Origin of the sequence: Stappia sp. 28M-7 (assembly GCF_014252955.1) — a bacterium.
Taxonomy (GTDB): Bacteria; Pseudomonadota; Alphaproteobacteria; order Rhizobiales; family Stappiaceae; genus Stappia.
In genome coordinates this window covers 4,560,105-4,576,702 of record NZ_JACMIA010000001.1, presented here as the reverse complement: position 1 = coordinate 4,576,702, position 16,598 = coordinate 4,560,105, and the positions used below count along the sequence as shown (strand labels likewise).

At 68.5% G+C, this 16,598-nt stretch carries 17 protein-coding genes; 5 read left to right on the top strand and 12 right to left on the bottom strand.

From position 1 onward, the window contains the following. Nucleotides 1-3 precede the first annotated feature (3 nt). The 6 genes from H7H34_RS20580 to H7H34_RS20555 are packed head-to-tail and all read right to left on the bottom strand — an operon-like array spanning nucleotide 4 to nucleotide 6,204. Complete coding sequence (locus H7H34_RS20580) at nucleotides 4-513, bottom strand: TRAP transporter small permease (protein WP_185926287.1); 510 nt, start codon at nucleotides 511-513, stop codon at nucleotides 4-6. Next, nucleotides 510-1,523, bottom strand: coding sequence for a TRAP transporter substrate-binding protein (locus H7H34_RS20575; RefSeq protein ID WP_120270008.1), 1,014 nt, complete (start codon nucleotides 1,521-1,523; stop codon nucleotides 510-512). The genes H7H34_RS20580 and H7H34_RS20575 overlap by 4 nt, the downstream gene beginning before the upstream one ends. 31 nt (nucleotides 1,524-1,554) lie before the next feature. Beyond that, the gene (locus tag H7H34_RS20570) at nucleotides 1,555-3,093 is read right to left on the bottom strand and encodes a class I adenylate-forming enzyme family protein (protein ID WP_371811436.1); all 1,539 of its coding nucleotides are present in this window, start codon (nucleotides 3,091-3,093) and stop codon (nucleotides 1,555-1,557) included. Beyond that, the gene (locus H7H34_RS20565) at nucleotides 3,090-4,361 is read right to left on the bottom strand and encodes an acyl-CoA dehydrogenase family protein (protein WP_185926286.1); all 1,272 of its coding nucleotides are present in this window, start codon (nucleotides 4,359-4,361) and stop codon (nucleotides 3,090-3,092) included. The genes H7H34_RS20570 and H7H34_RS20565 overlap by 4 nt, the downstream gene beginning before the upstream one ends. Continuing rightward, the gene (locus H7H34_RS20560) at nucleotides 4,358-5,161 is read right to left on the bottom strand and encodes an alpha/beta fold hydrolase (RefSeq protein WP_185926285.1); all 804 of its coding nucleotides are present in this window, start codon (nucleotides 5,159-5,161) and stop codon (nucleotides 4,358-4,360) included. Before H7H34_RS20560 ends, H7H34_RS20565 begins: the two co-directional genes overlap by 4 nt. After that, nucleotides 5,158-6,204, bottom strand: a complete 1,047-nt coding sequence (locus H7H34_RS20555) for a 2,5-dihydroxypyridine 5,6-dioxygenase NicX family protein (RefSeq protein ID WP_097174291.1) — start codon at nucleotides 6,202-6,204, stop codon at nucleotides 5,158-5,160. The genes H7H34_RS20560 and H7H34_RS20555 overlap by 4 nt, the downstream gene beginning before the upstream one ends. Nucleotides 6,205-6,442: 238 nt before the next feature. On the opposite strand from H7H34_RS20555, the gene H7H34_RS20550 reads away from it, so the two are divergent. From H7H34_RS20550 to H7H34_RS20540, 3 genes are all read left to right on the top strand, one after another. Beyond that, nucleotides 6,443-6,943, top strand: coding sequence for a flavin reductase family protein (locus H7H34_RS20550; protein WP_120270223.1), 501 nt, complete (start codon nucleotides 6,443-6,445; stop codon nucleotides 6,941-6,943). Nucleotides 6,944-6,953: 10 nt separating this feature from the next. Continuing rightward, nucleotides 6,954-7,493, top strand: a complete 540-nt coding sequence (locus H7H34_RS20545) for a MarR family winged helix-turn-helix transcriptional regulator (RefSeq protein ID WP_185926284.1) — start codon at nucleotides 6,954-6,956, stop codon at nucleotides 7,491-7,493. Between the two features lie 159 nt (nucleotides 7,494-7,652). Further along, entirely contained in the window at nucleotides 7,653-8,435 is a 783-nt protein-coding gene (locus H7H34_RS20540) for a class I SAM-dependent methyltransferase (RefSeq protein WP_185926283.1), read from the top strand. 255 nt (nucleotides 8,436-8,690) lie between these two features. Here H7H34_RS20540 and metW read toward each other — a convergent pair whose 3' ends face one another. Beyond that, nucleotides 8,691-9,383: a methionine biosynthesis protein MetW gene (gene metW, locus H7H34_RS20535; protein ID WP_120270014.1), complete on the bottom strand. Its 693-nt coding sequence runs from the start codon at nucleotides 9,381-9,383 to the stop codon at nucleotides 8,691-8,693. Then, nucleotides 9,380-10,609 (bottom strand): homoserine O-acetyltransferase MetX, encoded by a 1,230-nt coding sequence (metX, locus tag H7H34_RS20530; protein ID WP_067224364.1) that lies wholly within the window; start codon nucleotides 10,607-10,609, stop codon nucleotides 9,380-9,382. The genes metW and metX overlap by 4 nt, the downstream gene beginning before the upstream one ends. 316 nt (nucleotides 10,610-10,925) lie before the next feature. Here metX and hisC point away from each other — a divergent pair, with 316 nt between their 5' ends. Both hisC and H7H34_RS20520 read left to right on the top strand, forming a co-directional pair. Next, on the top strand, nucleotides 10,926-12,047 hold the full coding sequence (hisC, locus tag H7H34_RS20525; protein ID WP_185926282.1) for a histidinol-phosphate transaminase: 1,122 nt from the start codon (nucleotides 10,926-10,928) through the stop codon (nucleotides 12,045-12,047). 61 nt (nucleotides 12,048-12,108) lie between these two features. Beyond that, nucleotides 12,109-13,029 carry a prephenate/arogenate dehydrogenase family protein gene (locus H7H34_RS20520; protein ID WP_185926281.1) on the top strand — a complete coding sequence of 307 codons (921 nt, stop codon included), beginning with the start codon at nucleotides 12,109-12,111 and terminating at the stop codon, nucleotides 13,027-13,029. 33 nt (nucleotides 13,030-13,062) lie between these two features. Here H7H34_RS20520 and folK read toward each other — a convergent pair whose 3' ends face one another. From folK to H7H34_RS20500, 4 genes are all read right to left on the bottom strand, one after another. Next, nucleotides 13,063-13,572 (bottom strand): 2-amino-4-hydroxy-6-hydroxymethyldihydropteridine diphosphokinase, encoded by a 510-nt coding sequence (folK, locus tag H7H34_RS20515; protein ID WP_097174288.1) that lies wholly within the window; start codon nucleotides 13,570-13,572, stop codon nucleotides 13,063-13,065. Beyond that, nucleotides 13,569-14,414: a dihydropteroate synthase gene (gene folP, locus H7H34_RS20510; protein ID WP_245165152.1), complete on the bottom strand. Its 846-nt coding sequence runs from the start codon at nucleotides 14,412-14,414 to the stop codon at nucleotides 13,569-13,571. Before folP ends, folK begins: the two co-directional genes overlap by 4 nt. A 251-nt stretch (nucleotides 14,415-14,665) precedes the next feature. Next, nucleotides 14,666-15,994 (bottom strand): multidrug effflux MFS transporter, encoded by a 1,329-nt coding sequence (locus tag H7H34_RS20505; RefSeq protein ID WP_209006269.1) that lies wholly within the window; start codon nucleotides 15,992-15,994, stop codon nucleotides 14,666-14,668. Nucleotides 15,995-16,013: 19 nt separating this feature from the next. Beyond that, entirely contained in the window at nucleotides 16,014-16,526 is a 513-nt protein-coding gene (locus tag H7H34_RS20500) for a MarR family winged helix-turn-helix transcriptional regulator (RefSeq protein ID WP_185926280.1), read from the bottom strand. Between the last annotated feature and the right edge of the window lie 72 nt (nucleotides 16,527-16,598).

The window sequence follows — 16,598 nt, the reverse complement described above, 5'->3', positions numbered from 1 at the left end:
CGCTCAGGGCTGCCGGCGCAGGATCAATACGGTGGCGACCAGCGCCGAGATGCCGGTCAGCACGGCCATGGCGAGGGCGACGGGCCCCAGCGGAATGCCGAGATAGACCGTGGCATCGCCATAGGAGCTGAAGTCGCGCGCCAGCAGGGCGAGCCGCCATGACAGGAGCCCCAGCACGCCGGCGGTCACCGTGAGCGCCAGCCGTGCAAAGCCGCGCCGCAACGCACCGGGCAGCCGGCCGGTGACGAGGTCGACGGTGACATGCTCCCGCCGTGCTGTGACGATCGGCAGGCCGACGAAGACGACGAGCGCCAGCAGCACCTCGGTCAGCTCGAACGCGCCGGGCAGCGGGCTGTTGAACACATAGCGACCAATGACGTCGACGAAGGTCACCGTCATCATCACCAGCAGCAGCAGCGCGGCGACGAGCTGGAGGAGGCGCGTCGCCACGGCGAGCGGCCGGAAGGGGCTTGCGCCCCGGCCGGTCGCGCCGTCGCGGGTTTCGCCGGTCATTTCGCTGCGGCGATCTCGGCCTTGAGCATGTCGATGGCAGCCTGGCCATCGATGCCGGCGGCGGAGGCCGCGTCGAGGAAGCCCTTCTCGACACCGGCGAGCTTTTCGGCGATGGCAGCGGTCATGGCATCGTCCGCGGTGGTCTGGGCGACGCCCTTTTCCTCCATCACCTTGATCCCGGCCGCGTCGGCCGCGTCCCAGGCCTGGCCGGCCATGCGGGCCATGGCCTCGCCTGACACGCTGTCGATGGCGGCCTTGTCCTCGTCGGAGAGCTTGTCCCAGGCGCCGCGGTTCATCACCACGAAGAAGGAGGTGTTGTAGAGGCCGCCCGGCACCGACACGCCGTTGCGGATCACCTCGTCGATGCGGAAGAAGGGCACGGACTCCGGCGGGAACAGGATGCCGTCAGCAACGCCGTTGGCGAGGATCTCGTAGACCTGCGGGGAGGGGGCCTGCACGCCGACCATGCCGAGCCGCGAGGCGATCTCGGCAACGATGCCGCCGCCAATGCGCATCTTCAGGCCTGCAAGGTCGTCGACCGAGGCGACCTTCTTGTTGGTGGTGTAGATGCCGCCGGGACCATGGGTGAAGACGGTGAGCAGCTTGACGCCCTCATGCTCGTCGGCCTTGGAGAGCATCGCCTCCTGCACCTTCCAGTAGGCGACGGACAGCGCCTCGGCGCTGTCGGACAGGAACGGCCCCTCGACCAGCGGCGTTAGCTTGAAGCGGCCGGGCGTGTAGCCATGCACGCCATAGCCGACATCGGCCGCGCCCGAGCGGATCAGGTCGAACTGTGCCGGCGGCTTGCCGATCGGCGCGGCCATGATCTCGACTTTGACGCGTCCGTCGGTCGCCTTGGCCACCTGCTCGCCCCAGGGGGCCAGGATGTCCTTGACGATGGGGTGGGAGGGCGGCAGCCAGTTGGATACGCGCAAGGTGGTCTCGGCGGAGGCGGCAGTGGCGAGGCCAAGTGCCGCAACCGCGGTCAGCATCCCGATGAATTTCCGCATTTCAGTCCCCTCTGTCTGGTTCTTGTTCCGGTCAGGCGCTTTGCTTCTTGCCGGACGCATTGAGCGCATCCTCGGCTATTTTCCTGACCCTTTCCAGCTGGATCTTGCCGAGCGCATTGCGCGGCAGCTCCTGCGTGAAGACGACGGATTTCGGGTGCTTGTAGCGCGCCAGACGTCCGTCGAACCCTGCCAGCACCGCCTCGGCGGTGACCTCCCGGCCGGGTTCCGCAACCACCACCGCCACGGGGCTTTCGCCCCAGCGCGGATCGGGAATGCCGACCACTGCGGCTTCTCTCAGGTCGGCGATCTCGCCGAGTACCCGCTCCAGCTCGGCCGGATAGATGTTCTCGCCGCCGGAGATGATGACGTTCTTCAGCCGGTCCTTGAACCAGAAGACGCCCGCCTCGTCGCAAAGGGCAAGGTCGCCGGTGCGGAACCAGCCGTCGCGGAACGTGTCGGCGGTCGCCGTCTCGTTGTTCCAGTAGCCTTGCGTGATGTTGCCGCCCTTGAGCTCGATCTCGCCGATCTCGCCGGGACGGGCATCGCGGTCGCCGATGCGGATGCGCGCCTTCGTATGCAGGCCGGGCCGGCCGATGGCACCGAATTCCGGGACGACGTTTTCGCGGCGCTGATAGATCGCCACCGGCCCGGTCTCGGTCGCGCCATAGACCTGCAGCACCGGAACGCCGCGGTCGACGAAGGCGCGCATCAGGGCGTGCGGAACGTCGGAGGAGCCCGTCGCGACAAGGCGCAGGGAGGAAAGGTCCGCCGTTTCCCACTCGGGATGGGCGATCAGCGCGGCGAGCGTTGCCGGCACGAGGACCGTGATGTCGGGACGCTGGTCGCGGATCGCGGCGAGCGTCGTGCCGGGGTGGAACCGGTCGTGCAGGATCACCGTCGCCCCGGCATAGAGCGCCGGTGTCGTCTGGATGTTGAGCCCGCCGACATGGAACATCGGCAGCACCGTCAGCACCGTGTCGGCGGCGGTGATCTCCTGCATGTGCAGGGCGTTCAGCGCGTTGGCCTCGACGGCGGCCTGGGTCAGGACGGCGCCTTTCGGCCGGCCGGTCGTGCCGGAGGTGTAGACGATCAGCAGGGGATCTTGCGCCGCACCGTCTCCCTCGCCATGGCCGAGCGGTGCATCATCCAGCGTCTGGCGGGCGAGACCGCCCGTTGCCGGATCGGCGACCAGCGTCTCGGGAAGTGGGGCGATGGCCGCCATCGCGGCAAGGGTGGCGGCGAAGTCGGGCTGATGCACCAGCAGTCTTGCGCCGCTGTCGGCGAGGGCGTGCGCAAGCTCGGGTGGGGCAAGGCGCCAGTTCAACGGCACGAGAATGGCGCCGAGCCGGGCCGCGGCGAAGGTCAGCAGCAGCTGGTCGGGCGAATTGGTGCCCAGATACGCGATCCGCTCGCCGCGGGTGATCCCGTGGCGGGTGGCAAGGGCACCGGCCAGACGGCCGATGCGGGCGGCGAGAGCGGCGTAATCGATCCGCTCGTCGCCGAAGACCAGCGCCGTCTTCTCCGGTGTGAAGCGGGCATGCGCCTCGATCCAGTGGTCGATCGACGTCACTCGTCGGTTTCTCCCGGCAGGTAGAGGCTTTCCCGGCCGATCCGGTCGAGGCAGATCTCGGCCGTCCAGGGCAGCATCAGGGCGCCGCAGCGGCTGTCGCGGAACAGGCGCTCCAGCGGCAGGGACTTCAGCATCGACTGGCCGCCGCAGGTGCGGATGGCGAGCTGGCAGATCTCGTTGGCGTTTTCCATCACCGTGTAGTGTGCCGCCCAGGCGCGCAGCATCTGCTCGCGCGAGGGATCGGGACCTGCCTCGGTGATCGCCTGGAACCACAGGGCCTTGGTCTGCTCCAGCATCAGGTGCATCTGGGCAACGCCCATCTGCTTGGTGGGGAACATGCGCCGCTTGACCGGCGGCAGGCCCGGCCATTCGCCGCGCAGATACTTGACGGTGAAGTCGAAGGCCGCCTGGGCGATGCCCATGTAGGTCGGCGACAGGGTCATGAACATGTGCGGCCAGCGGCTGGCGGCCTGGTAGTAGACGCCGCGCGGCATCAATGCCTCGTCCTCGGGCACGAAGACGTCCTTGAACAGCAGGGTGCGCGAGACGGTGCCGCGCATGCCGAGCGGGTCCCAGGGACCGACCACCTCGACGCCCTCGGCCGTTGCCGGCACGGCGATATACATCGTGTCGCGGCGGGAGGGGCGCTCGCCCTCCTTCATCTCGCCGCAGAGGATACCGTAGTAGTCGGCATGGCCTGACAGGGAGGCGAAGATCTTCTTGCCGTTGATGATCCAGCCGCCGTCGACCTTGCGGGCGGAGGTGGAAAAGGGCGCAGCGCCAGCGGCGGCGGCGCCGCCTTCCGAGAAGGGCTGGGAGTAGATGGCCCCGTCTTCCAGGATGCGCTTATAGTGTACGGCACGGCGCTGGCGATGCAGCTCCCGCTCGCCGGCCTCGATTTCCAGGTCGTCGGTCAGCGCGCCGGTCCACAGGCAGGAACACACATGCATGTTCCAGGTCAGGGCGGTCGCACCGCAATAGCGGCCGATCTCGGCGGCCGTCATCATGTAGGTGCGGAACGGGGCGCCGTGGCCGCCGTCCTCCTTGGGCACGCAGATGCCGAGAAGGCCGGCCTCGTGCATGTCGCGGTAGTTCTGGGTCGGGAACACCGCGTCGCGGTCGATGGCCTCGGCACGCGGAGCGAAGCGGGACTTGGCCACCCGGCGGGCGAGGGCGGTAAGTTCCTCCTCCTGCTCGGTCAGGCGGAAGGCCTTGGGATCAAAGATCGGCTTGTCCATGTCGAGCGTCTCGAGATCGGCGACGGTCATCGGCCTGCTCCCTCTTGCGGCGGTGTGGTCTCGGTCTGGTTCAGGAAGTCGCGGAGCGCGGTCTCGAAGGCCTGCGGGCATTCCAGCGGGGCCAGATGGCCGGTGCCGGGCAGCTCCAGGTAGCGGGCGTCTCGCAGCTTCTCGCTCATCCGGCGCATGGTCGGGGCGGGTGCGTTGCGGTCCACCTCGCCGGCGACGAGCAGAACCGGCGCCGCGATGTCGGCCAGCGTATCGCGGGCATCGAAGGTGGCAAGGCAGCGGATCGCCTCGCGATAGGTCGCCTCCGGCACCCGGCTCATGGCGGCGGTCGCGACTGGTACGGCAGCCGGGTCCGAGGCTGGTCCGACGAGATCCGGCACGAATTCGCGGGCAAGCTCGGGGATCGTGCGTCCGGCATCGAGCGGGGCCAGCCGCTCGGCGACGAAGCGCTTCTGGAACTCGCCGTCGCGGCTGCCGAAAGCGGCGGTGGTGGCGGACAGAACCAGGGTGCGCACGCGGCTTGGATGGCGGGCGACGAAGTCCTGGGCCAGCATGCCGCCGATGGAGTGGCCGAGCAGGTCGACCTGGTCGAGCCCGAGCCGGTCGAGAAAGGCGAGCAGGGCCTCAGACAATGCGGGGAAGGTCATCGGCGACAGCAGCGCGGTGCCGCCGTAGCCGGGAAGGTTCCAGCCGATGGCGTCGTGATCCTGGCCGAGCCCCTCGATCTGCGGCGCGAACATCTCCGCACCGGCGCCGATGCCGTGCAGCAGCACGATGGCGCGCTCGCCCCCGGTCCTGCGGATGTGGTCGGTCCCGTTCATCGCAGCGCCTCGATCAGCTCGCCGTCCATCACCACCGGCTCGCCGTCGAGCGCGATGGTGCAGCCGCGTACCGGGATGTCGAAATGGCCCTTGGTGAAACGGCCGGCGAACTCGTTGGCTCCGGTCGAGAACAGGAAATTGCCAGAATAGGCGCGCACTTCCGTGCCGTTGGTCTCGCGCTGGTCGTACATGGTCAGCGCCTCGTAGCGTGCCCCGGCATTCATGCCGAAGCCGACATGGGCGACCGCATAGGCCTCCTTGTCGCCCCAGGCGGCGAGATAGCGGCGGGTCAGTTCGGCATCGGTGCCCTCGCCCTCGATCTCCGTCACGTAGTCGTCGACGATGGTGAGGCGGACCGGGCGCTCGAGATAGCGCTTGAAGGTCAGGTTGATGTCGCCGGCATCCAGCACCAACGTGCCGTTGACGCTGTGGGCGGCAGGGAAGCTGACAACGAGGCCGGCCGGCCAGTGGGCGACGGAGCCCGGCCGGTCGCACCAGCCCCATACGCCGACGGTCGAGGCGCCTTTCATGGCGACCTTGAGATCCGTGCCGGCGGCGGAAGTGACGGTCATCTCGGTCGCCGCACGGATGCGGGAGACGGCCTCTCGCACCCGGTCCTTGTCGCGCGGCTGCGGCAGAAGGCGCTCAAGCGCGTCCGGATGTTCGTTTGAAATCATCAACATGCGGGCGCCGCCCGCGATGATGCGCGGCAGCTCCGGCGCGTGCAGCAGGCCTTCGACAGTCAGGTCGACGACAAGGCCGCTGGCGGCAAGGGCGGCAATCGCCGCGTCCTGTCCGGTGAGCGCAGCCGAGGCACCGGTCGAGCGCACCGGCACCGGCGCATCCTGCGGGGGCGTCGGCACGACCACATGGAAAGGCCGGGCGCCGAGGCGCTGCAGGGCAAGTTCCGCGATGTGGACGTTGAGGGCGCGTGACTGGGTTTCGGAGAGGATCGCGACACTCTCCCCCGGCGCCACCTTGCAGAGGGTGAAGACGGCCGCGAAGGCGTCGATCCACTTTCCCTCGATCCTGTCGGCGAGCATCAGATCCTCCTCCCGATCCGCCCCGGCCAATCGCTTCGCGCCGACGTCCGGCACGGCCCGATCCGTGCCGTCCGACGTTTTGTTGCGCCGGGCGGGCAATTTTCGCAGCAAGCGAAAAGAACTTGGAGGAGCGTAGCAATTTCGTTATTGTATGAAAAGGAATATTTTTAGGCATGAACTTGTTGCCGGCGGCGGCTCGCCGGCATTCCGCAAGCCGAAGGCACGAGGACAGGCCATGATGAGCGATCACCGCAGCTTCCGCAGCGCCCTCGGGCGGTTCGTCACCGGGGTCACCATCGTCACCACGCTGGACGAGGCCGGCCGGCCGGTCGGGCTGACGGCCAATTCGTTCAACTCGGTCTCGCTCGATCCGCCGATGGTGCTGTGGAGCCTCGCCCGAAAATCGCAGAATCTCGCCGTTTTCGAGCGGTCCCGGCACTATGCGGTCAACATTCTGGCCTCCGATCAGCGGGCGCTGTCCGACCGGTTCGCGCGGCCGGTGGAGGACCGTTTCGCCGGAGTTTCCTGGCAGCCGGGGCAGTGCGGCGTGCCGGTGCTGGCGGGGGTAACCGCGGTGTTCGAGTGCCTCAACGCGACCCGGGTGGAGGGTGGCGACCACCTGGTTTTCCTCGGCAAGGTCGAGGCCTTCGACCATGCCGACCGCGAGCCGTTGCTCTATCATTCGGGGCGGTACGCGACCCCGAGCTATGCCGATGCGTCGGCCGTCCTGCCCGAATGAGAGGCGTGCAATGACCGATATCGCGGCACCCAGCCGCCCCTCCGCCGGCAGCCAGCCGGAGAGCGCGAGCGCAGGCCGGGACGGACGCTTCGTCGACGGCTACCTGCTCTATCTGCTGGCGCGGGCCTCCAGCGTTGCAAGCGCGGAATTCCACGAACAGGTGCGGGCGCGCGGGGTGCCGGTCGCGGTGTGGCGCATCCTCGCCTCCCTGAAGGGAACGGGCGAGGGGCTGACCGTCGGCGATCTGGCGAAGAGCTGCCTTGCCAACCAGCCGGCGATCTCCAAGACCGTGGACAAGCTGGTCGCCAAGGGGCTGGTCGAGCGGCAGACGGACGCGGAAGACCGGCGCCGTGTCTGGGTAAGGCTGACGCCGGCAGGCGAAGCGCATGTCGATGAACTTATCCTCGACGCCAAAGCGCATCAGGCACGGCTGGTCGAGGCGATCGGCGAGGGGGAAACGGAGACGCTGCGCCGGGCCCTGCTGCGGCTGATCGAAAGGGCGGGACCGGGTGCCCCGGCCGCCGATTTCGACGGGTTTTCCGGCAAATAATCCTTTGATTACAGTAATCTGAGGACTATTGGAGAGATTGAGACGGATTTTGCGAAATTCCGTCTCAATCTGCCGAAAAGTTGCGTTGTTGCATCCAAACGCCGCAACGGGTTCAATCAGCCCGCACGCCCCGCCGGGGTCTGCCTCAGGCGGGTCAGCATGTATCTCGACGTTCAGCACCAGAGAACTTTCTACGACCTGCCGCTCGGCCGCATGATGCGTGTGCTGGTCGGTGCGCGGATCCGCGCCCGCTGGCCCGACCTGAAAGGGCGCGCCCTGCTCGGGGTCGGCTACGCCGCGCCGTACATGCGGCCCTATCTGGAAGAGGCGGAGCGGTGCATCGCCGCGATGCCGGCGGCGCAGGGCGTGGTCGCCTGGCCGCGCGGCGGGCGCAACTCGGCAACGCTGGTCGACGAGACCGAGTTGCCGTTCCCCGATCACGTCTTCGACAATGCGCTGGTGGTCCATTGCCTCGATCATTGCGGCGACGCGGAAGCGCTGCTGCGCGAGATCTGGCGGGTGCTGGTGCCGGGCGGGCGGATGATCGTCGTCGTCGCCAACCGGCGGGGATTGTGGGCGCGCTCGGAGATATCCCCGTTCGGCTACGGGCGGCCGTTCTCGCGGGGACAGATCGAGGACCTGCTGCGCGCCTGCCAGTTCCGCCCGTCGGGAAGCGACGAGGCGCTGTGCCTGCCGCCGACCCGCTCGCGGCTGGTGCTGCGCAGCGCGCCGGCCTGGGACCGGGTCGGACGCCGGCTGTGGCCGGCCTTTGCCGGACTGCTGGTGATCGAGGCGGAGAAGCAGATTTTCCGCGGCGCGCCGGCCGGCGGCGAGACGCGGCTGATGAAGGCGCTGCGGCCGGTCTTCGTGCCGGAGGGCGCCGCGCCCGGCATGAACGGGCGCACCGGTTCCGGCCTGAGGCGATCCGGTCTTAGGTCGTGAACTCATAATTCTGACGAGAAACGGTATGCCCGAACCCGATCGGATACAAGAAGCAAGACCGCAGCAAACCATCATGTTTTCAAGGGTTTGCGACGCTGTTGCCGGCGGGTTCCGGCATACCCGAAGGGCGTCGGTCGAGCTGCGATCTGCGGCGTCGGACCGCTCGGCCGGGGGACCTGCCCCGGCCCTCGCGATCCTCCTGGCATATCTTTGCCCGACCGGACGCCGTTTCCGGCACAATTATGAGTTCACGACCTACGAGCGCTTCAGCAGGAACAGGGCCTGTTCGCCGATCAGGTTCCAGACCCACCAGGGCGCGGTGAAGCCGACCGGCCGTCCGCCCGCATCCAGCGCCATCGACTTGACGATCCGGGCATCGGCCTCCTGGCACAGGAGCACGAAGTCGCGGATGGTGCAGAAGTGGATGTTCGGCGTGTCGTACCAGGAATAGGGCAGGTAGTCGGTCACCGGCATGCGGCCGCCGAACAGAAGTTGCAGGCGGTTGCGCCAGAAGCCGAAATTCGGGAAGGACACGATGACGTTGGAGCCGATGCGCAGCAGCTCCTCAAGCACCCGGCGCGGCGCATAGGTCGCCTGCAGGGTCTGGCTGAGGATGACGAAGTCGAAGGCGTCGTCCGGATAGTCCGACAGGTCGCGGTCTGCATCGCCCTGGACGACCGACAGGCCGCGGGCGACGCAGGCGTTGACGCCGGCCTGGGACAGTTCCAGCCCGCGTCCGTCCACCTGCTTCTCGCGGATCAGCAGATCGAGCAGCTCGCCCTCGCCGCAGCCGATGTCGAGAACCCGCGAGCCGGGCATGACCAGATCGGCGACGAGGCGGTGATCGCCGCGCGCGCTGCCCGGCTGGGCGGCGGCCTGCGGCGCGGTCGTCGGCACGGGCGGTGCGTCCACCGCGGCCTCGGGTGTGGTGATGGTCGTCACGCTCATGCGGCACCTCCCGCCGGCGGGGCGATCCCGCGGGCATGCGCCGCGCCGGTCAGGAAACCGAGCACGGTGCGGAACATTTCCGGCTCGTCGAGCAGGAAAGCGTCATGGCCGCGGTCGCTCTCCACCTCGACGAAGGAGACGTTGGCGGCGGCCGCGTTCAACGCCTTGACCACCGCCTTGCTCTCGGCCGTTGGGAACAGCCAGTCGGAGGTGAAGGACATGACGCAGAACCGGGTCGGCGAATGCAGGAAGGCGCGCGGCAGCGAACCGCCGAAATCGGCGGCCAGGTCGAAATAGTCCATCGCCCGGGTGACATAGAGATAGGAGTTGGGGTCGAACCGGTCGACGAAGGTCATGCCCTGGTGGCGCAGGTAGCTCTCGATCTGGAAATCGGCGTCGAAGCCGAAGGTGATCGCCTCGCGGTCCTGCAGGTTGCGGCCGAACTTGCGGTGCAGCGCCGGGTCCGAGAGATAGGTGATGTGGGCGGCCATGCGCGCCACCGCGAGCCCTTTGGAGGGACGCACGCCGCGCTCGAAATAGCGCCCGCCGCACCAGTTGGGATCGGCCATCACCGCCTGGCGGCCGACCTCGTGGAAGGCGATGTTCTGCGAGGAATGGCGCGCGGCGGCGGCAATGGGCACGGCGGAGAACACCCGCTCTGGATAGCTCACCGCCCATTGCAGCACCTGCATGCCGCCCATGGAGCCGCCGACCACGGAAAACAGCGTCTCGATGCCGAGATGGTCGAGCAGCACGGCCTGGGCGCGGACCATGTCGCGGATCGTCACCAGCGGCAGGTCGAGGCCCCAGCGCCGGCCGGTCGCCGGGTTGGTGGAGGCCGGTCCCGTGGTGCCGAGACAGCCGCCGAGCACATTGGCGCAGATGACGAAGAAGCGGTCGGTGTCGACCGGCTTGCCCGGGCCGACGAGCAGCGACCACCAGCCGGGCTTGCCGGTCAGCGGATTGGGCGAGGCGACATACTGGTCGCCGGTCAGGGCGTGGCAGACGAGGATCGCGTTGCTGCGGTCCTCGTTCAGCGTGCCGTAGGTCTCGTAGGCGATCTGCCAGGGATCGAGCACGGTGCCGGAATCGAGCCGCAGCGCCTTGTCGCCGCCGAACTTCTCGACGCGGCTCGACGGGGTGTCGGCCTCGCTGGCCGGCGCGGCCCGCAGCTCCCGTGGGCTCTGATCGGGCGGGCTCTCCTCGGCGGTCGTGTCCTTGCTCATCTGTGCCGGACATCCTCCTGGCGGCGGTGGCACGGCCTTCCGGCACCGCCTGGGGTCAAACTCTCTCGCGACGGCCGGTTTTCCCCTCGAAAGGGGCCGGGTCGCAGGGACCAGCAGACGTAGGAGCCCGTCCGGGCAACGTCAATGTTTTCTTTTGCTTTCGACAGGCCTGTTGCCTATGAGTATGCGCTGGCCGGCGCCCTGTTTTCCGCGGGTGCCGGCCGTCTTTCCGCAAGGCCGGCATGCGTGTCGGCCGCCTTTCTCCGCCGGGCCGGCACATGCCGGCCATGACCGCTGCAGCCAGGAAATTTCGGCCATGCTGACGAATGCCGATCCCCGTTCCCCGTCCCGTCCCGAGCCGCGCCCCGGCATCATGGAGATCGCTCCGTATGTGCCCGGCCGGACCAAGTCGACCGGGGGTGCGAAGCTCCACAAGCTGTCCTCCAACGAGACGCCGCTGGGCCCGAGCCCGCGCGCCGTGGAGGCGTACAGCGCCTGCGCCGGCCATCTTGAGCTCTATCCGGACGGTGGTTCGACGGGCCTGCGCGAGGCGATCGCCGACGTCTACGGCCTCAACCCGGAGCGGATGATCTGCGGTAACGGCTCGGACGAGATCCTGGAGCTGGTGGCCCGTGCCTATATCGGGCCGGGCGACGAGGGCCTCTACAGCGAGTACGGCTTCCTGGTCTACAAGATCGCGATCCTGGCCGCCGGCGGCACGCCGGTCGTCGCCCCGGAGCAGAACCTGACCACGGACGTGGATGCGCTGCTGGCCCGCGTGACCCCGCGCACCAAGGTCGTCTTCCTCGCCAATCCGAACAATCCGACCGGCACCTACCTGCCGTTCGACGAGATCCGCCGCCTGCATGCCGGCCTGCCGTCGAACGTGCTCCTGGTGCTCGACGCGGCCTATGCCGAATACGTGCGCCGCAACGACTACGAGGCCGGTGTCGAGCTGGCGGCGACGGCCGACAACGTGCTGATGACGCGCACCTTCTCCAAGATCTACGGTCTTGCGGCGCTGCGCATCGGCTGGGGCTACGGCCCGGCGCATGTGATCGACGCGCTGAACCGGGTGCGCGGACCGTTCAACGTGTCCTCCGCCTCTCAGGCCGCCGGCATCGCCGCCGTGCGCGACCGTGCCTTCCTGGAAGCCGCGGTGGCCCATAACGACACCTGGCTGGAATGGGTGAGCAAGGAAGTGGCGGCGCTGGGCCTCGAGGTCACGCCGAGCGTCGGCAATTTCGTGCTGATCCACTTCCCCGACGAGCCGGGCCGTACCGCGGCGGAGGCCGATGCCTATCTGAGCGCGCGCGGATGCGTGCTGCGGGCCGTGGGTGCCTATGGGCTGCCCAATGCGCTGCGCATGTCGATCGGCAGCGAGGAGGCCAACCGCGAGGTCGTCTCGGTGCTGAAGGAGTTCCTCGCCGGGCGCTGAGGCGCCACGGCGACGGTTCCCGCGCCACGGCGCGCGGGAACCGCAAGTGTCAGGCCGTTTCATGTCAGATCCGAAATTCCGCCGCCTTGCCCTGATCGGCATCGGCCTCATCGGTTCCTCCATCGCGCATGTGGCGCGGCGCGAGGGGCTGGCCGAGGAGATCGTCATTTCCACCCGTTCGGAGCAGACGCTGCGCCGGGCCGAGGAACTGGGGCTGGGCGACAGCTATCATCTGGACGCCGCCGAGGCGGTGAACGGTGCCGATCTCGTCATCCTGTGCGTGCCGGTGGGCGCGAGCGAGGCGGTGGCGAAATGGATCGGCCCGGCGCTTTCGCCCGGCGCCATCGTCACCGATGTGGGCTCGACCAAGGCTTCGGTGGTGCGGCAGATGGCGCCCCACCTGCCCGAGGGCGTGCATTTCATCCCTGGCCACCCGATCGCTGGCACCGAGCATTCGGGCCCGGATGCGGGCTTTGCCGAGCTGTTCCGCAATCGCTGGTGCATCCTGACGCCGGTGCCGGGCACCGACCCTGACGCGCTGGAGCGGCTGTCTGCGTTCTGGCGGGCCTGCGGCTCGATGGTCGACACGATGGATGCCGAGCATCACGACCTGGTGCTGGCCATCGTCTCGCATGTGCCGCACATCATCGCCTACAACATCGTCGGCACCGCCGACGACCTGGAGACGGTGACCAAGTCCGAGGTGATCAAGTATTCCGCCTCGGGCTTCCGCGACTTCACGCGGCTTGCGGCCTCAGACCCGACCATGTGGCGCGACGTGTGCCTGCACAACAAGGACGCGATCCTGGAAATGCTCTCGCGCTTTTCCGAGGATCTGTCGGCGCTGCAGCGGGCGGTGCGCTGGGGCGACGGCGATGCGCTGTTCGAACTGTTCACCCGCACGCGCGGCATCCGCCGCTCGATCGTCGAGGCGGGCCAGGAGACCGACGCGCCGAACTTCGGCCGCGACGTCAAGCGATAACCGGAGTTTTCGGGCGCACGCTGGCGGACGGGATCAGTCCCTGATGGGGCGGATCTCGTCGCGGCCCGGGCAGGTGGCGAGCGCCTGGCGGGCCGTGCGCCCGTCGCCGACCGGCGCGTCCGGCCAGATTTCGGCCAGCGGCACCAGCACGAAGGCGCGTTCGCCCATGCGCGGATGCGGGATGGTCAGGCCGTCCTCCTCGATCCGCTCCTCGCCGTAGATCAGCACGTCGATATCGATGACGCGCGGCCCCCAGCGGATGTCGCGGACGCGGCCGAGGCTGCGTTCGACCTCCAGGCAGCGGTCGAGCAGGTCGCGGGGCGACAGCCGGGTCTCGATCACCGCGCAGGCATTGCGGTAGTCGTCCTGCGGCACCGGGCCCCAGGGCGGGGTGCGGTAGTCCGAGGAGCGGGCGACGACGACGATGCCGGGCGTTGCTGCAAGCGCGGCGAGCGCGGCTTCCAGGTTGGCCAGCGTGTCGCCGATATTGGACCCCAGGCCGAGCGCGGCGCGCACCAGGGTCTTTCTCTGTGCGGTGCTCATCCCACGTGCTCGCTCATGGTGGCATGGGCGATGCGGGCGGCATCGACATGCGGCTGGACATTGTGGACGCGGACCATGGCCGCGCCCTTGATGAAGGCGATGGTGTGCAGGGCAAGGGAGCCGTAGAGCCGGTCCTCGGTGTCGACGTCCAGCACCGCGCCGATAAGGCGCTTGCGCGAGGCGCCGACCAGCAGCGGCAGGCCGTGGCGGGAGAAGTGCTCCAGCCGGTTGACCACCTGGTAGCTCTGGTCCTGGGTCTTGCCGAAGCCGATGCCCGGATCCAGCATCTGCCGCTCGGCCGGGATGCCGGCGCGGGCGGCGAGCTCCATCGAACGCTCGAAGAAGCGGTCGATGTCGGCGAGGATGTCGATATCCGGATCCGCGCTCTCGCGGTTGTGCATCATGATCACGGCGGCGCCGGTCCCGGCGACCGTGTCGGCCATCGCCGGATCCTTCTGCAGGCCCCAGACATCGTTGACGATGACGGCGCCGAGGGCACAGGCCCTTGCGGCGATGTCGGCCTTGTAGGTGTCGATGGAGACCGGGGTGCCGAGGGCGACGACCTCCGCCAGCACGGGCGAAAGGCGGCGCCATTCTTCCTCGGCCGAGACCGGATCGGCATTCGGGCGGGTGCTTTCGGCCCCGACATCGATCACGTCGACGCCGTGGGCGATCATCCGCCGGGCACTGGACAGCGCATCGTCGCGGGCGAGGAACCGGCCGCCGTCGGAAAAGGAATCCGGCGTGATGTTGAGGATGCCCATTACCCGCGGCCGCTCGAGCGACAGCACGCCGGTGCTGTGGCGCAAACCGCGCGGCGCCCGTGCCTGCGGGGCCGGCATGGGGGCTGCGTGCTCCCCGCCAAGTGATGTCATTCGCTTGCCCCGGCCTGGTGTCCCGGTCCGGTCGGGAGGCCAGCGGGATGTCCCGACCTGGATGCCCCGACCCGAAGGATTGGCTGCCCGAAAATTGCGGGCCGTCCCAGGCGCGCCGTCCGGGCAGGAGCCCGGGCGACGCAACCGTTTCCGTGGCGGTCTTGCGCCGTTCGTCACGCCGCGTCAAGGCCCAATCGCGAGAAGGATGGCGCCTGATTTCAGCCGGTGCCGACGGCGGCGCTGCGGCGGGCGTTGACCCGGCCGAGCAGCAGGTAGGAGGCCACGGCGACGAACAGCATCGCCGGCGGCACCAGGATGATGCCGAGCAGTGGATTGCCGAGGGCGGCGATGATCAGGCTGCCGAGCAGGCCGGCGCCGAACTGCAGAAAGCCCATCAGCGCGGAGGCCGCGCCGGCCATGCGCGGGAAGCCCTGCAAGGCGGCGCTGGTGACGGAAGGAAGCGACATCGCCAGCGAAAAGGCGAAGAGGCCGACGGGCAGCATCACCCCGAGGAAGGTCGGCGGGTAGAGCGTCAGCGAGGCAAGCAGGGCCGAGGCGGCGACGACCATGCCGGTCATGCCGAAGGGCAGCAGGCGCATGGCATCGACCCGGCGCATGGCGAAGCCGGTGACGATGGTTCCGGAGATGAAGGAGCCGGACTGGACCATCATGCCGAAGCCGAACTGGCTGGGCGACAGGCCGACATGATCGATCAGGACGAAGGGCAGCACCGAGGCGAGGGTGTAGATCGTGCCGATGCCGAAGCCGACCAGCAGGCTGGGCTGCATGTAGCGCGGGTCGCGCAGCAGGGTCGCGTAATTGTGCAGGAGCACCCGCGGCCGCAGGTTGTTGCGGTCGATATAGGGATTGGTCTCGCGGAAGCAGATCTGCGTCACAATGATCAGGACGACACCGTAGATCAGCATGGCCCAGAAGATCTCGCGCCAGCCGAACAGCTCCAGCGTGACGCCGCCGATGGTGGGGGCGAGCGCCGGGCCGATCGCCAGCATCATGGCGATGGTATTCATGATGCGGGCCGAGGTCTGGCCGGTGAACTGGTCGCGGACGATGGCGCGCGAGACGGCGACGCCGACCGAGGCGCCGATGCCCTGCAGGGTGCGGGCGATGATCATCCACTCGATGGTGGGCGCGAAGGTCGCAACCACGGTGGAGGCCAGATAGAGCATGAGGAAGGCCATGGTCACCGGACGGCGGCCGAAGGCGTCGGTCAGCGGGCCGCAGATCAGCTGAGTCAGCGCGAAACCGGCGAAATAGGCGGTCAGCGTCAGCTTGATCATCGACTGGGAGGTGCCGAAGGCCTCGGCCAGCACGGGCATGGCCGGGGTGTACAGCGCCATGGTGATCGGGCCGATGGCGACCAGCGCGGCGCCCAGCAGGGACGTCCGCATCTCGCTCATGATCGGGCCGCCCTCGGGCGGGGGCGGGCGCCGGGTCTGCGAGCGCGGGGCGCCGGGGGCAAGGGCGGGATCGAACGGCGGGAGGCCGTCGATCGCGTCTGAAACGGTGGAAGAGGCGGTGCTGCTCATAAGCGCTCCGGTTGGTTCGTCAGGTGTTGTCGTGCGTGTCTGCAAGCGCGGTTTCGGCCGGAGCGCCGGCGGGGGCACCGGCGGGAGGATCATGCTGCGCCTGGAGATTGGCGTGCATGCGCTCGAGCAGGGTGTAGATCGTGTTCATCTCCTGCCGGCTCATGCCGGCCAGGGCGGCGCGGCGGATCGAGATCGCCTCGGCATGGATGCGGTCGAGCACGGGCTCGGCGGCCGGGGTGAGCGCGACGAGCTTGGCCCGCCGGTCGGACGGATCGGGGCGGCGCGAGACGAGGCCGGCATTTTCCAGCCGGTCGAGAAAACCGCACATGGTCATCGGTTCGACGCCGAAACGCTCGGCCAGCGCGCCCTGGCGCTGGTCGGGATAGTGCTCGACGAAGGCGAGGGTGCGGGCCTCGCCGGCGGTCAGGCCGGTATCGGCTTCGGCCAGGGCCTTTTCGAAGCGGCGACGCAACAGCCGTGCGGTGTCACCGACGAGAAAGCCGATCGGCCGGGTCGGAAGATCGGGTTCCATAAGCTTTCCAGATAGTATGGTTTCCTTATCAAATGCGCCCGTCCCGAGGATCTGTCAAGGAGGCCCTGCGTA